We start from the raw sequence: 16,110 nt of genomic DNA, 5'->3' as shown, positions 1-16,110 counted from the left end.
GGACGGCTTACCCTCACTTCCATGACCCCTCCCGCCGGCCCGCACCGCCCCGTGGGCGCCGTGACCCGGGGGACGACCAACCCCAACCGGCTGCGCCGCATGGACCGCTGGATCGCCGCCACCCATTCGATCGCGCTGCGCCGCAGCACCGCCGCGCCTGTCGCCGTCGACCTCGGCTACGGGGCGGCCCCCTGGACCGCCGTCGAACTGCTGCAGCGCCTGCGCACGGCCGACGTGCGCTGCGAGGTCGTCGGCATCGAGATCGACCCGGCCAGGGTCGCGGCCGCGAAGCCGTACGAGCGCGACGGACTGACGTTCCGCCACGGCGGGTTCGAGATCCCGCTCGCCCGGCGCCCGGAGCTCATCCGGGCGGCCAACGTGCTGCGCCAGTACGACGAGGACGAGGTCGCCGCCGTGTGGGCGCGGTTGTGCGGCCGGCTGGCGCCGGGCGGACTGCTGGTGGAGGGCACCTGCGACGAGATCGGGCGGCGGCACGTATGGGTGGCGCTGGGGCCCGAAGGGCCGCGGACCGTGACCTTCGCGACCCGGCTCGGCTCGCTCGAGCGTCCCTCCGATCTGGCGGAACGGCTCCCCAAGGCGCTCATCCACCGCAATGTGCCGGGCGAGCCGGTGCACGCCTTTCTGCGGGACTTCGACCGTGCGTGGGCTGCCGCGGCGCCGTTCGCCTCGCTGGGCGCGCGGCAGCGCTGGATCCGGGCCGTCGGTGATCTGGCGGGCAGTTGGCCGCTGGTGGACGACCGACGGCGGTGGCGGCAGGGTGAAGTCACCGTTGAATGGACGGCTCTCGCACCCGCCTTCGGGTGAACGTCGCACGCGCCGGGCGGGTACGGGAACGCGAGCGGTGCGCCGTTCGTCACTGTCGGGTGGGGAAGGTCGGGTGGGATCGGCAGGCGGCCCGTGGGTGGGGATGATCGACGGGACTGATCCGCCGGCCGGCCCTGCGGCGACATCCGGGATGCTACGCATCCGGGGTGACGTGCGATCAACCCCGCGTTTGGCCCTGTCACTTTTGCGGATGCCGTGACACCATCACGGACGTCACGGACAAGTTACTGACGGTAAATCACATTCACGTGTTCGGTGTTCGCCCGGAGGGGGAGTCGTGAACCGACGCCACGTTGCCACTGCCGCCGTCACCTTGGTGTGCGCACTGACCGTGTTGGCGTCCGGCGGCCCGGCCTTCGCGGCCCCCGAGCCGCCGCCGACCGCCCCGGCCTCCGTGACCAAGCCGGGAGCGCCCGCGCCGCCGGAGCGCACCCTCGAAGAGGTGCGTCAGGAGATCGAGGCCCTGTACCGCAAGGCGGCGTCGGCGACCGACGCGTACAACCTCGCCGAGGAGCAGGCCGCCGAGCAGTCGGCCGAAATCGTGAAACTGGCCCAGGAGATGGCCAGGGGGCAGGCCCGCATCGACGACATCAAGAACAGGGTGGGGGCGGCCGCCCGCGCCCAGTACCGCGGCGGCGGCCTGCCGCCCGAGGCGCAACTGGTCCTCGTCGACGATCCGCAGCTGTTCATCGACGGAATCGGCCGGATACAGCAGGGACAGAAGGCGACCAACGACCTGCTGACCGAACTGACCCGGACACAGGCCGACTTGGCGACGTACACCAAGGACGCCAGCACCCAGTGGCAGAAGCTCGAGGCCAACCGCCGCAAGCAGGAGAAGGCCAAGAAGGAGATCAAGGAGAAGATCGCCGCGGCCAAGAAGCTCGAGGACAGGCTGGAGAAGGAGGAGTTCGCGCGGCTCCTCGAGATGGAGCGCCAGGTTCAGTACGACGCACAGGCGGCCTGGCTGGGCTCGGGCGTGCTGAAGGAGATCAACGGCCGCGCGAGCGCGCAGGGCAAGGAGGCCATCGCCTTCGCGACCAGGCAGATCGGCAAACCGTACGAGTGGGGCGCCGAGGGCCCCGGTTCGTACGACTGTTCCGGGCTCACCTCACAGGCGTGGCTGGCCGCCGGTCGGACCATTCCGCGTACCTCGCAGGAGCAGTGGCGTCTGCTGCCGCGTGTCCAGATCAGGGACATGCGCCCCGGCGACCTGATCATCTACCACTCGGACGCCAGCCATGTGGGGATGTACATCGGGGACGGCGCGATAGTGCATGCACCGCGGCCGGGCCGGAATGTGACGGTCGCGGGCGCGGGTTCCATGGCGATCCTCGGGGTCGTACGCCCCGACAAGTGACGCGCCGGCCTCCCTGGAAGGCCGGCGCGCGCCGGGTGACGTGCGCCATGCCGGGTGACTTTGCCATGCGGTGCGCACCGCGCTCCGGTGACATGGCACATGCGGTGCTGTTGTAGGCGTCCGGGCCAAGTGACGTGCGCCACGCGGGGCATTACGGAACAAATGGGACGATCGGCGTGATGTTCGTCATGGCTTGAGTGCCAACTACCTCCCCATGCGCGGCATATGCCATCCGCTCTTCTCTGATCGCCATTCCGTTCGGCCACCGCATACCGCTATGGTCCCCGTCTGGCGGGACGTCGATCGTCGACCTGCCGCGCCCTCGGGGGGAGGGAAGGAAAGCAGACACATGCCCGTACCCGTACCGCGACAGAGGAACGTTCCCGTCGCGGAGACCGCCCCTCGCGGTATCGGCGGCGACCTCACCCTGCTGGTCATCGAGGACGACCCGGCGGGCACCTTCAGCGTCCCCGGACTGCTCGACGCGTCCGGAAGCCGGATCCGTATCCGCACCGCCCGCAATCTCACCGAGGCGGAGCGGCTGCTCACCGACGACGTGCACTGCGTGCTCGTCGACCTCGCGCTGCCCGCCCGCCCCCAGGACGACGAGCTGGGCGCCCTCAAGCACGTCCTGCGTCTCGCACCCCGGCACGCCGTGCTGGCCCTCACCGCCTCCGGCGACGCCGAGCTGGCCGCCGAGGCGGTACGTGTCGGCGCCCAGGACCACCTGGTGCGCGAAGAGCTCGACGGCCGGCTGCTGAGCCGGGCCGTGCGGTACGCGGTGGAGCGCAAGCGCGCCGACGTCACCCAGGTGAAGCTGGCCGAGTCCCGGCTGCGCGCCCAGGAGAACGCGCGGCTGGAGCGTGGCCTGCTGCCCACTCCCCTGCTCGAGGGCTCGGATCTGCGCTTCGCCGCGCGCTACCGCCCCGGGCGCTCACGCGCGCTGCTCGGCGGCGACTTCTACGACACCGTCCGCACCCCGGACGGCACGGTCCACGCCATGATCGGCGACGTCTGCGGGCACGGCCCGGACGAGGCGGCACTCGGGGTGGAACTGCGGATCGCCTGGCGCGCACTGACCTTCGCGGGCCTGTGCGGCGACGAACTGCTCTCCACCCTCCAGCAGGTGCTGGAGCACGAGCGCGAGAGCGAGGAGATCTTCGCGACGCTGTGCACCGTGGACATAGCGCCGGACGGCCGGCGGGCCGGGCTGTGCCTCGCCGGCCATCCGGCCCCGCTGATCGCCCGGAAGGGGCGGGATGCGCAGCTGCTCCCGTACGAGGACGGGGGCCCGGCGCTCGGTCTGCTGCCGCGCGCCCGCTGGCCGCGCCGCCAGGTGGAGCTGGGGGCGTCGTGGAGCCTGATGATGTACACGGACGGCCTGATCGAGGGCCGTCAGGGGCCGGACACCAAACAGCGCCTCGGCCAGGACGGCATGGTTCGGATGATCAACCGCCAGCTGGCGGCGGGTCTGGACGGCGAGGCGCTGCTGGAGGCGGCGGTCGGCGAGGTACGCGATCTGAACGGCGGAGACCTGACCGACGACGTGGCGGTCCTGCTGCTGAGCCGGAAGGGCCGCGGCTGACCGGCGCCGGTTACCGTCCGCCGTTGTAGGGACCGTACGGACCGTCGCTGCTGGAGCCGCCGCGACGGCGGCCACCGCCGGACACCTGCTGCAGCGCCGGCCGTACGTCCACGAAGAAGACGATGCTCGCGATCAGGCCGGCGATCGACAGGAACAGCACGGAGACGAAGAGGTTCACCGCGACCGTGACGCCGAGGATGATCAGCCAGAAGGACTTGGTCTGCTTGCCTGCGGCGCGGTAGGCGTCCTCCCGGGCCATCGCCGCCATGACCAGTGCGGTCACCGAGCTGACGACGAAGACCAGGTCGAGGATGAGCCACAGGCCGAGATCGAATCCCGTGCGCAACATGCTGAGCACCGCCTAAAGAGTGGTTGGTGTCGCCTCGCGGCCAAGGTACCCCCGAGGGTGCCCCGGACGCGATGAGTGGTGCCGTGGAGCCGTGGAGCGAGCGGTGTGCCGGGCGCCGGCACACGGCCGCGCGCCCGGCACATCCTCCTCGGTCACCCGTCGGTCACTTGCCGGCCGGCGGGGTGGTCTTCTTGGCGGCCTGCTTGCGGGGGGCGGGCTTGCGGGCCGGAGCGGCCTTCTTGTCCTCGGCCGCGGCCTGCGCCGGGACCTCGGCCTGGGTCTTCGCGTCGTCCTTCGCCCCGGCCTTGGCCTGCGGCTCCGGCTCGACGGCGACGGCGATCTCCGTGATCTCCTCGGCTGCCTCGCCGCGCCAGGCCCGCACGGTCTGCTCGCCGTGCTCGGCGACCTTCTCGTACGTCTCACGGGCCTTGACGGCGTACTCGGCGGCCACGCCCACGCCACGCAGCGCGAGGTCCTGAGCGGTCTCGCCGAGCTTCTTCAGGTCGGTGTCGAGGCTCCCCAGCACCTCGGTGACCTTGGCCTGGACGGTGGCCTGCGCCTCCTTGGCCTGGGCCGTCACCTTCTCCTGCACCACCTTGGGGTCGGTGTTGCGCACGGCGTCGAAGCGGGTCGGGGCCTCGGCCTTGATCTGCTCGATCAGCGCGGGCACCTTCTTGGCCTGCTGAACGGCGAGATCGGCGGTGCCGGCCGCGAAGTAGAGGGGGGTCGGGTCGGTGAGGGTCTTGCGCAGGTCATCGGTGATGGCCATGACTGTGGTCCTCCCGGAACGCAGATCAGTGTGAGGGTGTTTGGTCCTGCTCGGCATCGCTCGCGCCGGCCGTGCGGGGGCCGTCAGCGGAGGTGTCCTTGGTCGTGTCCGTATCGAATCCGTTCTCCTTGCGGAAGGACTCGTAGATCTGCAGCAGTACCTGCTTCTGCCGCTCGTTGATGGAGGGGTCGGCAAGGATGACGGCACGCGTCTCCAGCTGGTCCCGCTCCTGCTCGTCGAGAATCCCGGCCCGCACGTACAGCGTCTCGGCGGAGATGCGCAGCGCCTTGGCGACCTGCTGGAGCACCTCCGCGCTCGGCTTGCGCAGCCCGCGCTCGATCTGGCTCAGATACGGATTGGACACCCCGGCGGCGTCGGCGAGCTGCCGCAGCGAGAGCTGCGCACTGCGCCGCTGCTCGCGGAGGTACTCACCGAGATTGCCGACGTTGAGTGATGCCATGGTGCGATGATGCCCCGCTCTTGCTAACTTTTGCAAGCACCTGCTTGCAAAAGTGTCGCAGGCAACACCCGTCCGGCCGTATACTCGGCTGCGGGTGGCCTGGGGTGCGAACGGGGTTGACGAAAACTCACTGGCTTCGTGCTCCGTCCAGCGGTGAGACTTCCGGCGTGGCACTTCACGAGAATGAGATCCCGGTCGACGAGTCGCTGGTCCGATCGCTGCTGAAGGCACAGCGTCCGGAGTGGGCGGACCTGCCGTTGTCGCCCGCAGGCGCGGGCACGGACAACACCATGTACCGGCTGGGCGATGACCTGCTCGTGCGACTTCCACGAACCGCCGGCAACGGACAGGCCGTGCGGAAGGAGCAGGACTGGCTTCCTCGCCTGGCACCGCTCCTTGCATGTCCGATTCCCGAGCCCGTCCACGCCGGGACGCCCACCGACGCCTTCCCCCTCGTCTGGTCGGTCTACCGCTGGATCGACGGTGACGAGGCCGGTCCGGACACCGTCCGGGACTGGGCCGCCTTCGGAGCCGACCTTGCGGCGGTCGTGCGGGGCCTCCACGGCATCGACCTCATGGGAGCGGCTCGCGCGGACGACCTCAGCTGGTACCGCGGAGGCAGCCCGCAGGCATGCGACCAGTGGATCAGCACGTGTCTTGAAGAGTGCCGGGCCACCGTGGGTTCGGAGCTCGACATCGCGACTCTGGAGCGGTTGTGGCGAGCCGGGCTGGAGCTGCCTGAGCCTTCTGGACCTCACGTGTGGCTCCACGGCGACCTCAAGCCCACCAACCTCCTGGTCCGGGAGGGCAGGCTCCGCGCGGTCATCGACTTCGGAGGCCTCTCGGTCGGCTTTCCCGACGCCGAGCACTCCACAGTCTGGGACCTGCCGTCCCAGGCACGGCAGGCCTACTGGGACACCCTGAACCTCGACGAGATGACGTGGACCCGCGCCCGCGCCTGGGCGATCGCGGTGGGCGTCAGTGGAATCTCCTACTACTGGCACACGTTCCCCGCCTTCGTCGCCGAATGCCGGGCACGACTTCAGGCAATCCTCACTGACGCCGCTGCGCGTTGAGCAGCCCTCCCGGACGAGGCACTGAAAACCGTTCAGCCGCTCGCGGACCGGCTCGCGGGCGAACCCGTGGCCCTCACCGCACAGCGCTGGTGCCGCGGAGGGCGCTCGTAGCCGGACGAGTCCGCCCGGTCCGGCCCGCGTTCATCCGACGCCCAGCGCCCCCTTCAGGAAGTCCCGTTCGGCCGTGAGCAGCACGTCCGCCGCCCCCTCCCCCGCCACCATGTGGCCCACCCCGGGCATGAGCAGCACCTGGTGCGGCCGGCCCGCCGCCAGGAGTGCGGCCGAGAGGCGCAGGGTGTGGGCCGGGAACACGTTGTCGTCCGCCAGGCCGTGGACCAGCAGCAGCGGGCGCGTCAGGTCTCCGGCGTGCGCGAGCAGCGAGCTGCGCTCGTACGCCTCGGGCCGGACGTCCGGGTGGCCGAGGAAGCGCTCCTCCCAGTACGTGTCGTACAGCCGCCGGTCGGTCGGCGGTGCGCCCGCGACCGCCGCGTGGAAGACGTCGGGGCGGTGCAGCACCGCGCCCGCCGCCAGATAGCCGCTGAACGACCAGCCCCGGATGGCCACACGGTCCAGGTCAAGGACGTCGTGGCGTTCGGCCGCTGCGTGCAGGGCGGCTACCTGGTCCGCCAGGACCGGGCTCAGGCGGTCGCCGAGGATCTCCCGCTGCCACTGCACCCCGCGTCCGGGCGTGCCGCGCCCGTCCGTGGCGAGCACGGCGAAGCCCTGTTCGGCGTACCACTGGCAGACGGCCGTCCACCAGCCCCGTGCCTTCGTGACGACCTGCATGCCGGGGCCGCCGTACGGGCTGAGCAGCACCGGCAGCCGGGCCGGGCAGCCGGGTTCGTACCAGGACGGGAGATGGAGGCGGCTGCGCAACTCCCTTCTCCCGAGCGCCAGATGGATCGGACGGGGCAGGACCAGGGGATCCTCGGTGAGAACCGCGATCCGGCCGGCCGGACTCCCGTCGCGCAGGACGGTCACCTGCTGCCCGGCTGCCTCCGTCCTGCTGTCGAGGACGATCGTGTCGCCGCCGGCGGCCGCCGTGTGCACCCCGGGCTCCTGCGTCAGGCGGACGAACCCGGCGCCTGGTTCGTACGACCAGACATGGACCTCCGTCGGCTCGTCGTTCGCCGTGAACAGCACCCGCTCGCCCACCACGCCGAGCACCTCGCGCACCTGCAGTCCCTCCGGGCTGATCGTGTCCCCGACGCGGATCGCCCGCGCGTCGCCGCGCACGCAGGGCATGACCGGTGTTCCTGATGCGGTGTGCAGGGGCGTGCCCTTGGGGAACTCCACCCAGCCCTCGTCGGTCTGCTCGGACAGCAGCTCGACCGCGCCGGTCGCCGGGTCGACGGCAAGGATCCACACCGTGCGCTGGTCACGCGTCTGCACGCTGACGACCGGGCCTGCGCTCCCCCAGTCGGCGGTGACGACGTACTCGAAGGCCAGGTCGTTCCAGACTCCGCGCGGCGCGCCGGACTCGGGTGCCGCGCGGGGCAACCGGACGGGCAGGCGCTCGCCCTGGACGGTGACGAGGAACAGCGAGGTTTCCGCGTTGGCCGTGCCGGCCGCCGGGTACGGGACCGGTCGCGGTGGCCGGTCCGGGTGCGCCGGATCGGCGACGTACCAGCGCCGGACCATCGACGTGTCGACGCGTGCCACGAGCAGCGCGGTGCCGTCCGGCGCCCACCAGTAGCCCCGCGACCGCCCGATGGACGCGCGCGCGACCTGGTCGGCGGCCCCGTACGTCACATCGGGGGCCTCCGGCTCCGCCAGCGGCCGGTCCCCCGTCCCGTCGGCCCGGACGACGCGGAGCGCACCGCCGGCGACGTACGCGATGCGGCTGCCGTCCGGGCTGGGCCGCGGATCGGTGACCGGGCCTGCGGCGGTGGGGAGTCGGCGCGGGGCGCCGCCGTCCGCCCGTACGGTCCACAGCTCGCCGTCGCGGGCGTAGGCAACCACGCGTACGTCGCGGTCACTCGCGTACGCGGCGACCGGCTCGGCCAGGATGCTTTCCCGACCGGGTCCGTGCTCGTACAGCCACAGCAGGCTTCGGGCATCGGTACCGGAGGCGGTCCGCACGAACAACACCCGGTCGCCGTCCGGGGAGACGGTGAACTGCCCCGGGGCGCCGAGCGAGAAACGGCGGGTCCGGGCGAACTGGCTCGGGAATCCGTTGATGTCCATGGCCTCATGAGACCCCTTGCAAGTGCGTCCAGGGCAAGTCGCACCGGCCCGAACTCGCGGGAACTGTTCGCCTGAAGCTGTCACATCCGTCCGTCGTGATCCGTCAGTGAGGTGACGTACCAGAACCGATGGATGATCGGCGTGACCAGCCTCTTCAACCGCCTCAACGCGACGACCCGACAGATGGCGGGCTCGACCTGGTAGTCGCACACTGCCCCGTGCCCTCGGACGCAGCGCGGGCGGCCGGAGCAGCGGTCATACGCCGTCCATGAGCGCCGGCGGCAGCGGCCGCGCGTGCAGGACCTCCAGGCGGGACACCGCACGTGTGAGCACGACGTACAGCCGGTGGAGCCCACGCTCCTCCGCCTGCACCACAGCGGCCGGTTCGGCGACGACGACATGGTCGTACTCCAGGCCCTTGGCCGCCGTCGCCGGCAGCACGGTGACCCTGGCCCCGGGCGAGAGATCGCTCGGTGGCACCGTGGGCACGCCCGCCGTCGCCAGCGCGGCGCGCAGCCGGTCGGTGTCCGGCTCCGCGGCGATCACGCCGATCGAGCCCTCCCGGGACAAAGCCGCCCGGACCGCGTCGACCGTCGCCGCCTCCAGGTCGTCCACCGCGCGGATCGCCAGCTCTCCGTCCCTGCGCAGGGAACGCGCTGCCGGGACGTCCACTCCGAGCGCGCCGATGAGCCGGCTTGCGAGGTCCACCATCGCCGCCGGGACCCGGAATCCAGTGGTGAGCGGGATCACGGCGGCGCCCGCCTTGCCGAGGTGCGCCAGTTGCTCCGGCCAACTGCGCGCAGACCAGGGCGTGGTGCCCTGGGCCAGATCGCCGAGTACGGTCAGCGAGCCGAAGCCTGCGCGGCGGGCGATCGCGCGGCACTGCATCGGGGACAGGTCCTGCGCCTCGTCGACGACGATGTGGCCGTATCCGGTGGGACGTTCGATCAGACCCGCCAGCTCGTCGAGGAGGACGAGATCGGCCGCCGACCACCGCGCGCTCCGGTAGGACCGTGGCGGCTTCGCCCATCGGATCGCGTCCTGCTCATCCGCCGCCAGCAGCTGATCGCCGGGGTCGGTGAGCAGTGCGGCCAGTACCTCTTCCGGCTGGACCTTCGGCCATACGGCATCGACGCAGGCGGACACCGCACGCGCCCTGCCCACTTTCTGTACCCAGGTGCTGCTCATCGGTCCGGCGCGTCGTTCCGCCTGGCGCTGGATGGCACTGGCCACCCTCGTCCGGACGCGTTCGCGGCCGACGGCGTACGGCACAGCCTCAGCCCGCACCTCGTCGACGATCCGCTCCAGCTCGCCGAGCGGGACGCGCCAGCGGTACGGGCCGTCGGGCACGACGACCGGTTCGGTGGGCGGCACGAGCCGCGCGTACAGGGCGCGGCGCAGCACGGCAGCCATCCGCACATCGTGCTTGACTGCGGCGGCGGCCTTGTCGTCGCAGGCCCGCACCTCGTGCCGCGCGATCTCGTCCTCGACCGTCGCCTGACGGATGTCGGTCTCGCCGAGGGCCTGCTCACGACCCGGATGACCGGTCGCGCCTGCGGACCAGCACCTCGATCCCGTCCAGCACCCGCTCCAGCCCGAACCCGAATTCGTGGTCGGGCTCGTCCGGCTCGTACATCACGTTCGACTCCAGCAGCCGGGCGAGCGCCGGATAGCGGTCCGGATCGGCCAGCCGCTCCAGCGTGTTGGCGTACCGGGCCAGTACCTTCTCGGCCGACTCCCCGCTCCTGGCGATCGCGGCGCCCAGATCCGCCATCATCGCCGCCTCGTTGCGGACGAACCCGGAGACCAGCATGATCACCGAGATCTTCTCGCCCTCGTCGAGGCCGGTGTCCGCGAGCGCCGCGAGGCCACGGTCCCACCACGCCACCGTGTTGGGTGTGGCCGGCGGGCCCGAGATCGGGATGCGCAGCATCCACAGGTTCCGGTGGATGACCTCGCGCTGTGCCCATGCCCAGGCCTCGAGCGCCTCCCGCCAGCCCGTGCCGGGCGCGGGGGGTGCGGGCGGCAGGCCCGTGACGGCCTCCTGCATCAGGATGTAGAGCTCGTCCTTCGCTGCGACGTACCGGTACAGCGACATCGTCGAGACGCCGAGCTCCTTGGCGACCCGGCCCATGGAGACCGCGGCGAGCCCTTCCGCCGACGCGACGGCGACCGCGGCGTCGACGATGCGATCCACGCCGATCCCCGGCTTGGGACCTTTCGCCGGACGGTCGCGCAGACCCCAGGCGGCCTCGATGGCGGCGGGCAGCCCGGTGCCACCGCCCTTGCCCCTGCCGGCACCGCCGTCGCCGCTGCCCGTCATCGCCGCTGCCTCCGCCTCCACCGTGCCTGCTTGACGCACATCCTAGTAATGCGTAACCCTTACGCAGTAGCGCGTATGACATACGCAGTAGACGGGGAAGGGTGTGACAGCCATGACGGAGCGACCTCCACCGGCCATCGAGGCCGAGGGCCTGCGCAAGACCTACGGCAAGGTGACCGTGCTCGAGGGCATCGATCTGCGCGTCGAACGCGGCAGCGTCTTCTCGCTGCTGGGGCCCAACGGCGCGGGCAAGACCACGACCGTGCGGATCCTCAGCACACTCACCACCGCCGACGCCGGGCGCGCCCGTGTCGCCGGGTACGACGTGGCTGCGGAGCGCTCCAGGGTGCGCCGCTCCATCAGCCTCACCGGTCAGTTCACGGCGGTCGACGAGAAGCAGACCGGCGAGGAGAACCTGCGCATGATGGCCCGGCTCACCGGCCTGTCCCGCGCACACGCCCGCCGCCGCGCCGCCGAACTGCTGGAACGCTTCGGCCTCGGCGACGCCGCCCGCCGCCAGGCCGGGACGTACTCCGGAGGCATGCGCCGCCGGCTCGACCTCGCCGCCGGCCTGGTCGGCGAGCCCGAGGTCGTCTTCCTGGACGAGCCGACGAGCGGGCTCGACCCGCGCAGCCGCCAGGAGCTGTGGCAGGTGGTGCGCGATCTGTCCACGCGGGGCGCGACCGTCTTCCTGACCACCCAGTACCTGGAGGAGGCGGACCGGCTGGCGGACCGGATCGCGCTGGTCGACGGCGGCCGGATCGTGGCCGACGGGACGGCCGCCGAGCTCAAGGCGCGCGTCGCGGGCCACCGGCTGGACATCGCCCTCGGCGACGCGGCGGCGTACCGGCGCCTGGAATCACGTGCCGTCCACCGCGACCCCGAGACCCTCACGCTGGGCCTGCCGACGGACGGCAGCGCGGCCCAGGTGCGCGCGCTGCTCGACGAGATCGACCCTCAGCGGCAGGACGTGGTGCGTTTCTCCCTGCACACGGCGACCCTCGACGACGTGTTCCTGACCCTGACCCGTACCACCGGCGCCAAGGAGCCCATCCATGTCTGATGTGCTGACCCCTGCCGTCAACGCACTGACCATGACCGGCCGCTGCATCCGGCTGAGCCGCCGCAACGTCGACTCCCTCATCACCTCGTTGATGCTGCCGCTGATGCTGATGCTGGTCTTCGTCTACTTCTTCGGCGGCGCGATCAACACCGGTACGGAGTACGTCACTTACGTCCTCCCCGGCATCCTCGTGCTGTGCGCCGCGTTCGGCTCGTCCGCGACCGCGGTACGGGTCAGCGAGGACATGAAGGACGGCATCATCGACCGCTTCCGCTCCCTGGACATCGGCGGCGCGTCGATCCTGGCGGGCCATGTGGCGGCGAGCACCGTACGCAATCTGCTGTCGACCGTGCTCGTTCTCGGCGTCGGCCTGCTCATCGGCTTCCGCCCCGCGGCCTCCGCGGCCGGCTGGCTCGCGGCCGCGGGCATCCTGCTGGTCTTCCTGGTGGCGATCTCATGGCTGTCGGCGGCGGTCGGCCTGCTCGCCAGAACCCCCGACGCGGCAGGCGGTTTCACCTTCTTCATGATGTTCCTGCCCTACCCGAGCAGCGCGTTCGTGCCGATCCACACGATGCCCAGCTGGCTCCACGGCTTCGCCGACCACCAGCCGGTCACGCCTTTGATCGAGTCCCTCCGCGGCCTGCTGCACGGCACGCCGGTGGGCTCGTCGCCGTGGGTGGCGCTGGCGTGGTGCGGGGGGATCCTGGCCGTGGCGACGGGCGTGTCGGGGGTGCTGTTCCGGGTGCGCACGGCGTGAGTGCACACCCCGGGCTCAGGGCGCCGGTGCCCTGAGCCAGTTCGTGTACGCCGAGACCACCTGCGCCAGGGTCGGCATACTCGCCAGCTTCAGGGGTCCGGCGGCCGCGGCCAGCGCCCGCCGGACCCTCCAGGCCGCGCGCGGCAGCAGTCGCCAGTTCGGGCCGTCGCGCGGGCCCAGGGCCTCCGCCGCCCGGATGACATCGGTGAAGACGGACTGGGTGCGCTTGTAGGCGAGCAGGTGCGGCAGATCCTGCCGCCACGCCCGCGCGGCTCCCGGGCGCGCGGCCTCCACCGCCTGCGCCCAGAGCTCGCCGATCCGGTCGGCGTCACGCTGCGTGTAGCGCATGAGATGCAGATGCGTGGCCAGCTCGTAGAGCGGGTCGCCGATCATGGCGAGCTCCCAGTCGATGGTCCACAGATCACCGTCCTCGGCGGCGATGAAGTTGCTGCGGTGCAGATCGCCGTGGACCAGGGTGAAGGGACGGCACGTCAACCGCCCTGCAGGGACTCTGAGCGCGTCCAGCGCCGATCTCCGGACGCCGAGCGCCTTGAAGAGCGCGCCGTACCGCCGGGCATGACGGTCGTGGACGTCCTCGGCCGTGAAGTCGATCAGCCGGTTGAGGAACGCCGCCGAGTCGCCGTCGGCCGCCGGGTGACCGCCCGGCGCGCAGGTACGCACCAGGCGGTCCAGCTCGTCCGTCTTGATGGCGACCACTTCCTGGAAGAGCTGCGCCAGCTGCGACTCGTGACGGGAGGAGAGAGTACGGCCGGACAGCGGCCCGGCGCCCAGGGACCTGCCCTCGACGAAACCCTGCAGAAAGACGTCCGGCACGACCTCGACCGTCTCCGGGATCCGGGCGATCCGCCCCTGGAGCGCGATCAGCAGGCGGTCCTCGGAGTCGAAGCACCGCCGGTCGAACCAGAGCACACCGGGGCGGGGGGCACGCAGCTTGCCGCGCGCCCAACGAGCGCTCAGCGGATTCTCCGGTGGCAGCGGGAAGGCGTAGGCCTCGTGGTGATAGCCCTTGAGGGGACCCTCGACTTCACGGGCGTCCACGCTCAGCTCCCCGGCCTGCCGGCGAGTCACTGATGGCGTCTCGACTGTCATCGCTGGTGCCCTTGGTGTTCCGATCAGGGTTGATCTGAGGAAAATTACCCTTCCGGCGAGTGCTCCGGGGGGAGCTTCACGGCGATGTCACCTCACCGGGAACGGTCCGCCCTGCTCTGTGTAGCCAGCACTCCTCGAAATACGCCTCAAACGGGGTACGGCACTCAACCCGGTCCGGTCGCATCCACAGAAGGTACATCCACGAGACAACTTACGTAAGTTGGCCGATGAGTCCGGCCAACTCACGTCGCCTGGGCTCTGCTCGGTGCGCCGTCGAACGGCAGATCCGGATCGAGTCCGTCGAGCATCGGCACCAGCTCCGACATCGTCGGGACGACCTCGACCGCTCCCGCGGCACGGAGCACGGGACCCTTCGACGCGGTACGCCCGAACCCGAGGAAGGGGACGGCCAGTTTCTCGGCAGCCTCGCCGTCCGCCGCCGAGTCCCCGATCATCAGAGCCTCGGCCGCCGTCACCCCGGTCGACCTCAGCGCCCGCGTCAGGCAGTACGGGTTCGGTTTCATGAGGGCCGGATTCGGCATGCGGCCGTGGATGCGCCCGTGGAAGAGATGCGTGAGGTCCCAGAGGTCGAGATAGTTCCGGACCGCGCGCTCGGAGTTGTTCGTCGTGATGGCGAGGAGGTAGCCGCGTGCCTCGAGTCCGCGTATGAGCAGGTCCGCTCCCTCGGTCGGCCGGGCGGTCCGCGCCGCGAGCACCTCGAGTTCGGTGAGCCGCTGCTCCATCTCCCGCACCAGGTCACGGTCCGGGTTCTGCTCGGCCGTGGCCCTCAACAGCGCCAGCGGATCGTCCTCGGCCCCCTCCGCCACGCTCACCTCACCGGGGACGTTGCGCTTGATCCAGCCCCGGAGCTCGGCGGCGACCCGCGGTGCGGGATGGCCGTGGAAGAGATCGCAGACCGGCCCGTCGAAATCGAGGAGAATGCACTTGGCGGCCCTGAAGAGCCGGGGCACAACGTGTCCGTGCGAGCCAGTCACATCGCTCCGTCCGTCGGGGGCAGAGGCCGGACTTCCCGGAGCCCTCACCTCCATAGTGCCCGCAACAGCCTTGACCGGCCGGTCGGTTGACGAGGTTCCGGCAGCACCCGCCCGAGCGGCAGGCGGTCAGCCGTCGGGAGCTATGTCGGTCGCGAGCGTTTCCCAGAGGCTGTTGAACCACGCCTGCGACTGCGCCACGAAGGCTTCGTCCCGCCGCGCCCCGTGCTTCTCGAAGGCGAAGAGCACCGAGTCGCTGCCGAGCGCGTCGAAGATCGGCGACGGGGTGCCGCCGATCCGCTCCGTGCGCCGCTTCACGTTGTAGTACGCGAACAGCGCCTCCGTGCCGTTCAGCAGATACAGCTTGGTGAGCGGGGTGAAGGGCAGCGACCTCAGTGTCACGTCGACGTCGATCCCGCGGGTGGTCAGAGCCTGGAGGCTGAGCTGCAGCGCGCTGCCGTGGGCGTTGCGCCGCGACAGCCAGTGCTCGTGCACGGCGTCCTGATCGACGGACTCCTCCGCCGGCCGGGGGAACGCGACATTCAGGTCGCGCGCCGGTACGAGCACCCGGACGTGGACGGACTGCGGGCAGATCCGGCCCGTGTGCACGAGCCGCAGCGGCTCGGCGAGCGCCAGCGTGAGGGACTCCGCGGTCAGACAGATGGCGTCGATGTGGACGCGGCGTGCTTCGAACGCCTCCATGATCCGCGGCCCCAGAGCAGCGGCGGTCTGCCGGGGCTCCTCCAGGGCCGAGTCCGCCGCGGACGGCACGACGACCCGGGCCGGGGCCCCTTTGCCGCCTGCGGCGAGCAGACCGTCGCCCCGCAGCAGATCCAGGGCCTGCCGGATGGCGCGCCTCTCGACGTGGAACTCCTGGGCCAGGTGCTCCTGCGTCGGCATCCGCTCGCCGGCCTTCAGGACCCCGCCGCGGATGCGCTCGGCAAGGACAGCGGCCACCTCGGCGGGTGAGGGCGCGTCGGTTCCGCCACCGCCTGCTCCACGGTGCTCATCGGTCACACCAACACGCTACAACTTCGGACCACTTAAAGGGAGTTACCTGCAAGTCGTTTATCTATCTCACTCAAGTGGGGACAACTTCTATGAAGTTGGCGACCAACTTGACCAACTTGGTGCGACGTTCCAACTCCCCCGTCGCTCGCTCTCCCTGCTCGCCCGTCCACCGTCGTACGGGTGCCGCGCGCGGATCCATCCGCAATCCCTGTGCCGTTCCAC

At 71.0% G+C, this 16,110-nt stretch carries 14 protein-coding genes and 1 pseudogene; 6 read left to right on the top strand and 9 right to left on the bottom strand.

Going from position 1 to position 16,110, the window contains the following annotated elements; all coding sequences use genetic code 11:
- The first annotated feature begins 21 nt into the window (after positions 1–21).
- The 3 genes from OHS70_RS19785 to OHS70_RS19775 all read left to right on the top strand — a co-directional run bounded on the left by OHS70_RS19785 (position 22) and on the right by OHS70_RS19775 (position 3,791).
- The gene (locus OHS70_RS19785; RefSeq protein WP_328399118.1) at positions 22–825 is read left to right on the top strand and encodes a class I SAM-dependent methyltransferase; all 804 of its coding nucleotides are present in this window, start codon (positions 22–24) and stop codon (positions 823–825) included.
- Between the two features lie 298 nt (positions 826–1,123).
- Positions 1,124–2,206: a C40 family peptidase gene (locus tag OHS70_RS19780; RefSeq protein WP_328399117.1), complete on the top strand. Its 1,083-nt coding sequence runs from the start codon at positions 1,124–1,126 to the stop codon at positions 2,204–2,206.
- A gap of 349 nt (positions 2,207–2,555) precedes the next feature.
- Positions 2,556–3,791, top strand: coding sequence for a PP2C family protein-serine/threonine phosphatase (locus tag OHS70_RS19775; RefSeq protein ID WP_328399116.1), 1,236 nt, complete (start codon positions 2,556–2,558; stop codon positions 3,789–3,791).
- A gap of 10 nt (positions 3,792–3,801) precedes the next feature.
- Here the strand turns inward: OHS70_RS19775 and OHS70_RS19770 are convergent, their stop codons facing one another.
- The 3 genes from OHS70_RS19770 to OHS70_RS19760 form a co-directional block, all read right to left on the bottom strand.
- Entirely contained in the window at positions 3,802–4,140 is a 339-nt protein-coding gene (locus OHS70_RS19770; protein ID WP_328399115.1) for a DUF2516 family protein, read from the bottom strand.
- A 163-nt stretch (positions 4,141–4,303) separates the two neighbouring features.
- Complete coding sequence (locus tag OHS70_RS19765; protein WP_328399114.1) at positions 4,304–4,909, bottom strand: hypothetical protein; 606 nt, start codon at positions 4,907–4,909, stop codon at positions 4,304–4,306.
- Positions 4,910–4,934: 25 nt separating this feature from the next.
- Positions 4,935–5,369: a helix-turn-helix domain-containing protein gene (locus OHS70_RS19760; RefSeq protein WP_328399113.1), complete on the bottom strand. Its 435-nt coding sequence runs from the start codon at positions 5,367–5,369 to the stop codon at positions 4,935–4,937.
- A 167-nt stretch (positions 5,370–5,536) separates the two neighbouring features.
- On the opposite strand from OHS70_RS19760, the gene OHS70_RS19755 reads away from it, so the two are divergent.
- Positions 5,537–6,445 carry an aminoglycoside phosphotransferase family protein gene (locus OHS70_RS19755; RefSeq protein ID WP_328399112.1) on the top strand — a complete coding sequence of 303 codons (909 nt, stop codon included), beginning with the start codon at positions 5,537–5,539 and terminating at the stop codon, positions 6,443–6,445.
- Positions 6,446–6,586: 141 nt separating this feature from the next.
- Here OHS70_RS19755 and OHS70_RS19750 read toward each other — a convergent pair whose 3' ends face one another.
- The 3 genes and pseudogenes from OHS70_RS19750 to OHS70_RS19740 all read right to left on the bottom strand — a co-directional run bounded on the left by OHS70_RS19750 (position 6,587) and on the right by OHS70_RS19740 (position 10,955).
- The gene (locus tag OHS70_RS19750; protein WP_328399111.1) at positions 6,587–8,632 is read right to left on the bottom strand and encodes a S9 family peptidase; all 2,046 of its coding nucleotides are present in this window, start codon (positions 8,630–8,632) and stop codon (positions 6,587–6,589) included.
- 255 nt (positions 8,633–8,887) lie between these two features.
- Positions 8,888–10,156 (bottom strand): annotated as a pseudogene (locus tag OHS70_RS19745) (AAA family ATPase); the annotation flags it as partial.
- Positions 10,157–10,160: 4 nt separating this feature from the next.
- Positions 10,161–10,955 (bottom strand): TetR/AcrR family transcriptional regulator, encoded by a 795-nt coding sequence (locus tag OHS70_RS19740; RefSeq protein ID WP_328405764.1) that lies wholly within the window; start codon positions 10,953–10,955, stop codon positions 10,161–10,163.
- Positions 10,956–11,067: 112 nt separating this feature from the next.
- Here OHS70_RS19740 and OHS70_RS19735 point away from each other — a divergent pair, with 112 nt between their 5' ends.
- Positions 11,068–12,018: an ATP-binding cassette domain-containing protein gene (locus tag OHS70_RS19735; protein ID WP_328399110.1), complete on the top strand. Its 951-nt coding sequence runs from the start codon at positions 11,068–11,070 to the stop codon at positions 12,016–12,018.
- Positions 12,011–12,775: an ABC transporter permease gene (locus OHS70_RS19730; protein WP_328399109.1), complete on the top strand. Its 765-nt coding sequence runs from the start codon at positions 12,011–12,013 to the stop codon at positions 12,773–12,775. The genes OHS70_RS19735 and OHS70_RS19730 overlap by 8 nt, the downstream gene beginning before the upstream one ends.
- A gap of 15 nt (positions 12,776–12,790) precedes the next feature.
- On the opposite strand, the gene OHS70_RS19725 is transcribed toward OHS70_RS19730, so the two are convergent.
- From OHS70_RS19725 to OHS70_RS19715, 3 genes are all read right to left on the bottom strand, one after another.
- Entirely contained in the window at positions 12,791–13,834 is a 1,044-nt protein-coding gene (locus OHS70_RS19725) for a phosphotransferase (RefSeq protein WP_328399108.1), read from the bottom strand.
- Between the two features lie 293 nt (positions 13,835–14,127).
- Entirely contained in the window at positions 14,128–14,856 is a 729-nt protein-coding gene (locus tag OHS70_RS19720; RefSeq protein WP_328399107.1) for an HAD family hydrolase, read from the bottom strand.
- Between the two features lie 150 nt (positions 14,857–15,006).
- On the bottom strand, positions 15,007–15,894 hold the full coding sequence (locus tag OHS70_RS19715) for a GntR family transcriptional regulator (RefSeq protein ID WP_328399106.1): 888 nt from the start codon (positions 15,892–15,894) through the stop codon (positions 15,007–15,009).
- Positions 15,895–16,110: the final 216 nt, after the last annotated feature.

Source organism: Streptomyces sp. NBC_00390 (assembly GCF_036057275.1).
Lineage (GTDB): Bacteria > Actinomycetota > Actinomycetes > Streptomycetales > Streptomycetaceae > Streptomyces.
This window is presented reverse-complemented; position numbering and strand designations above follow the sequence as displayed.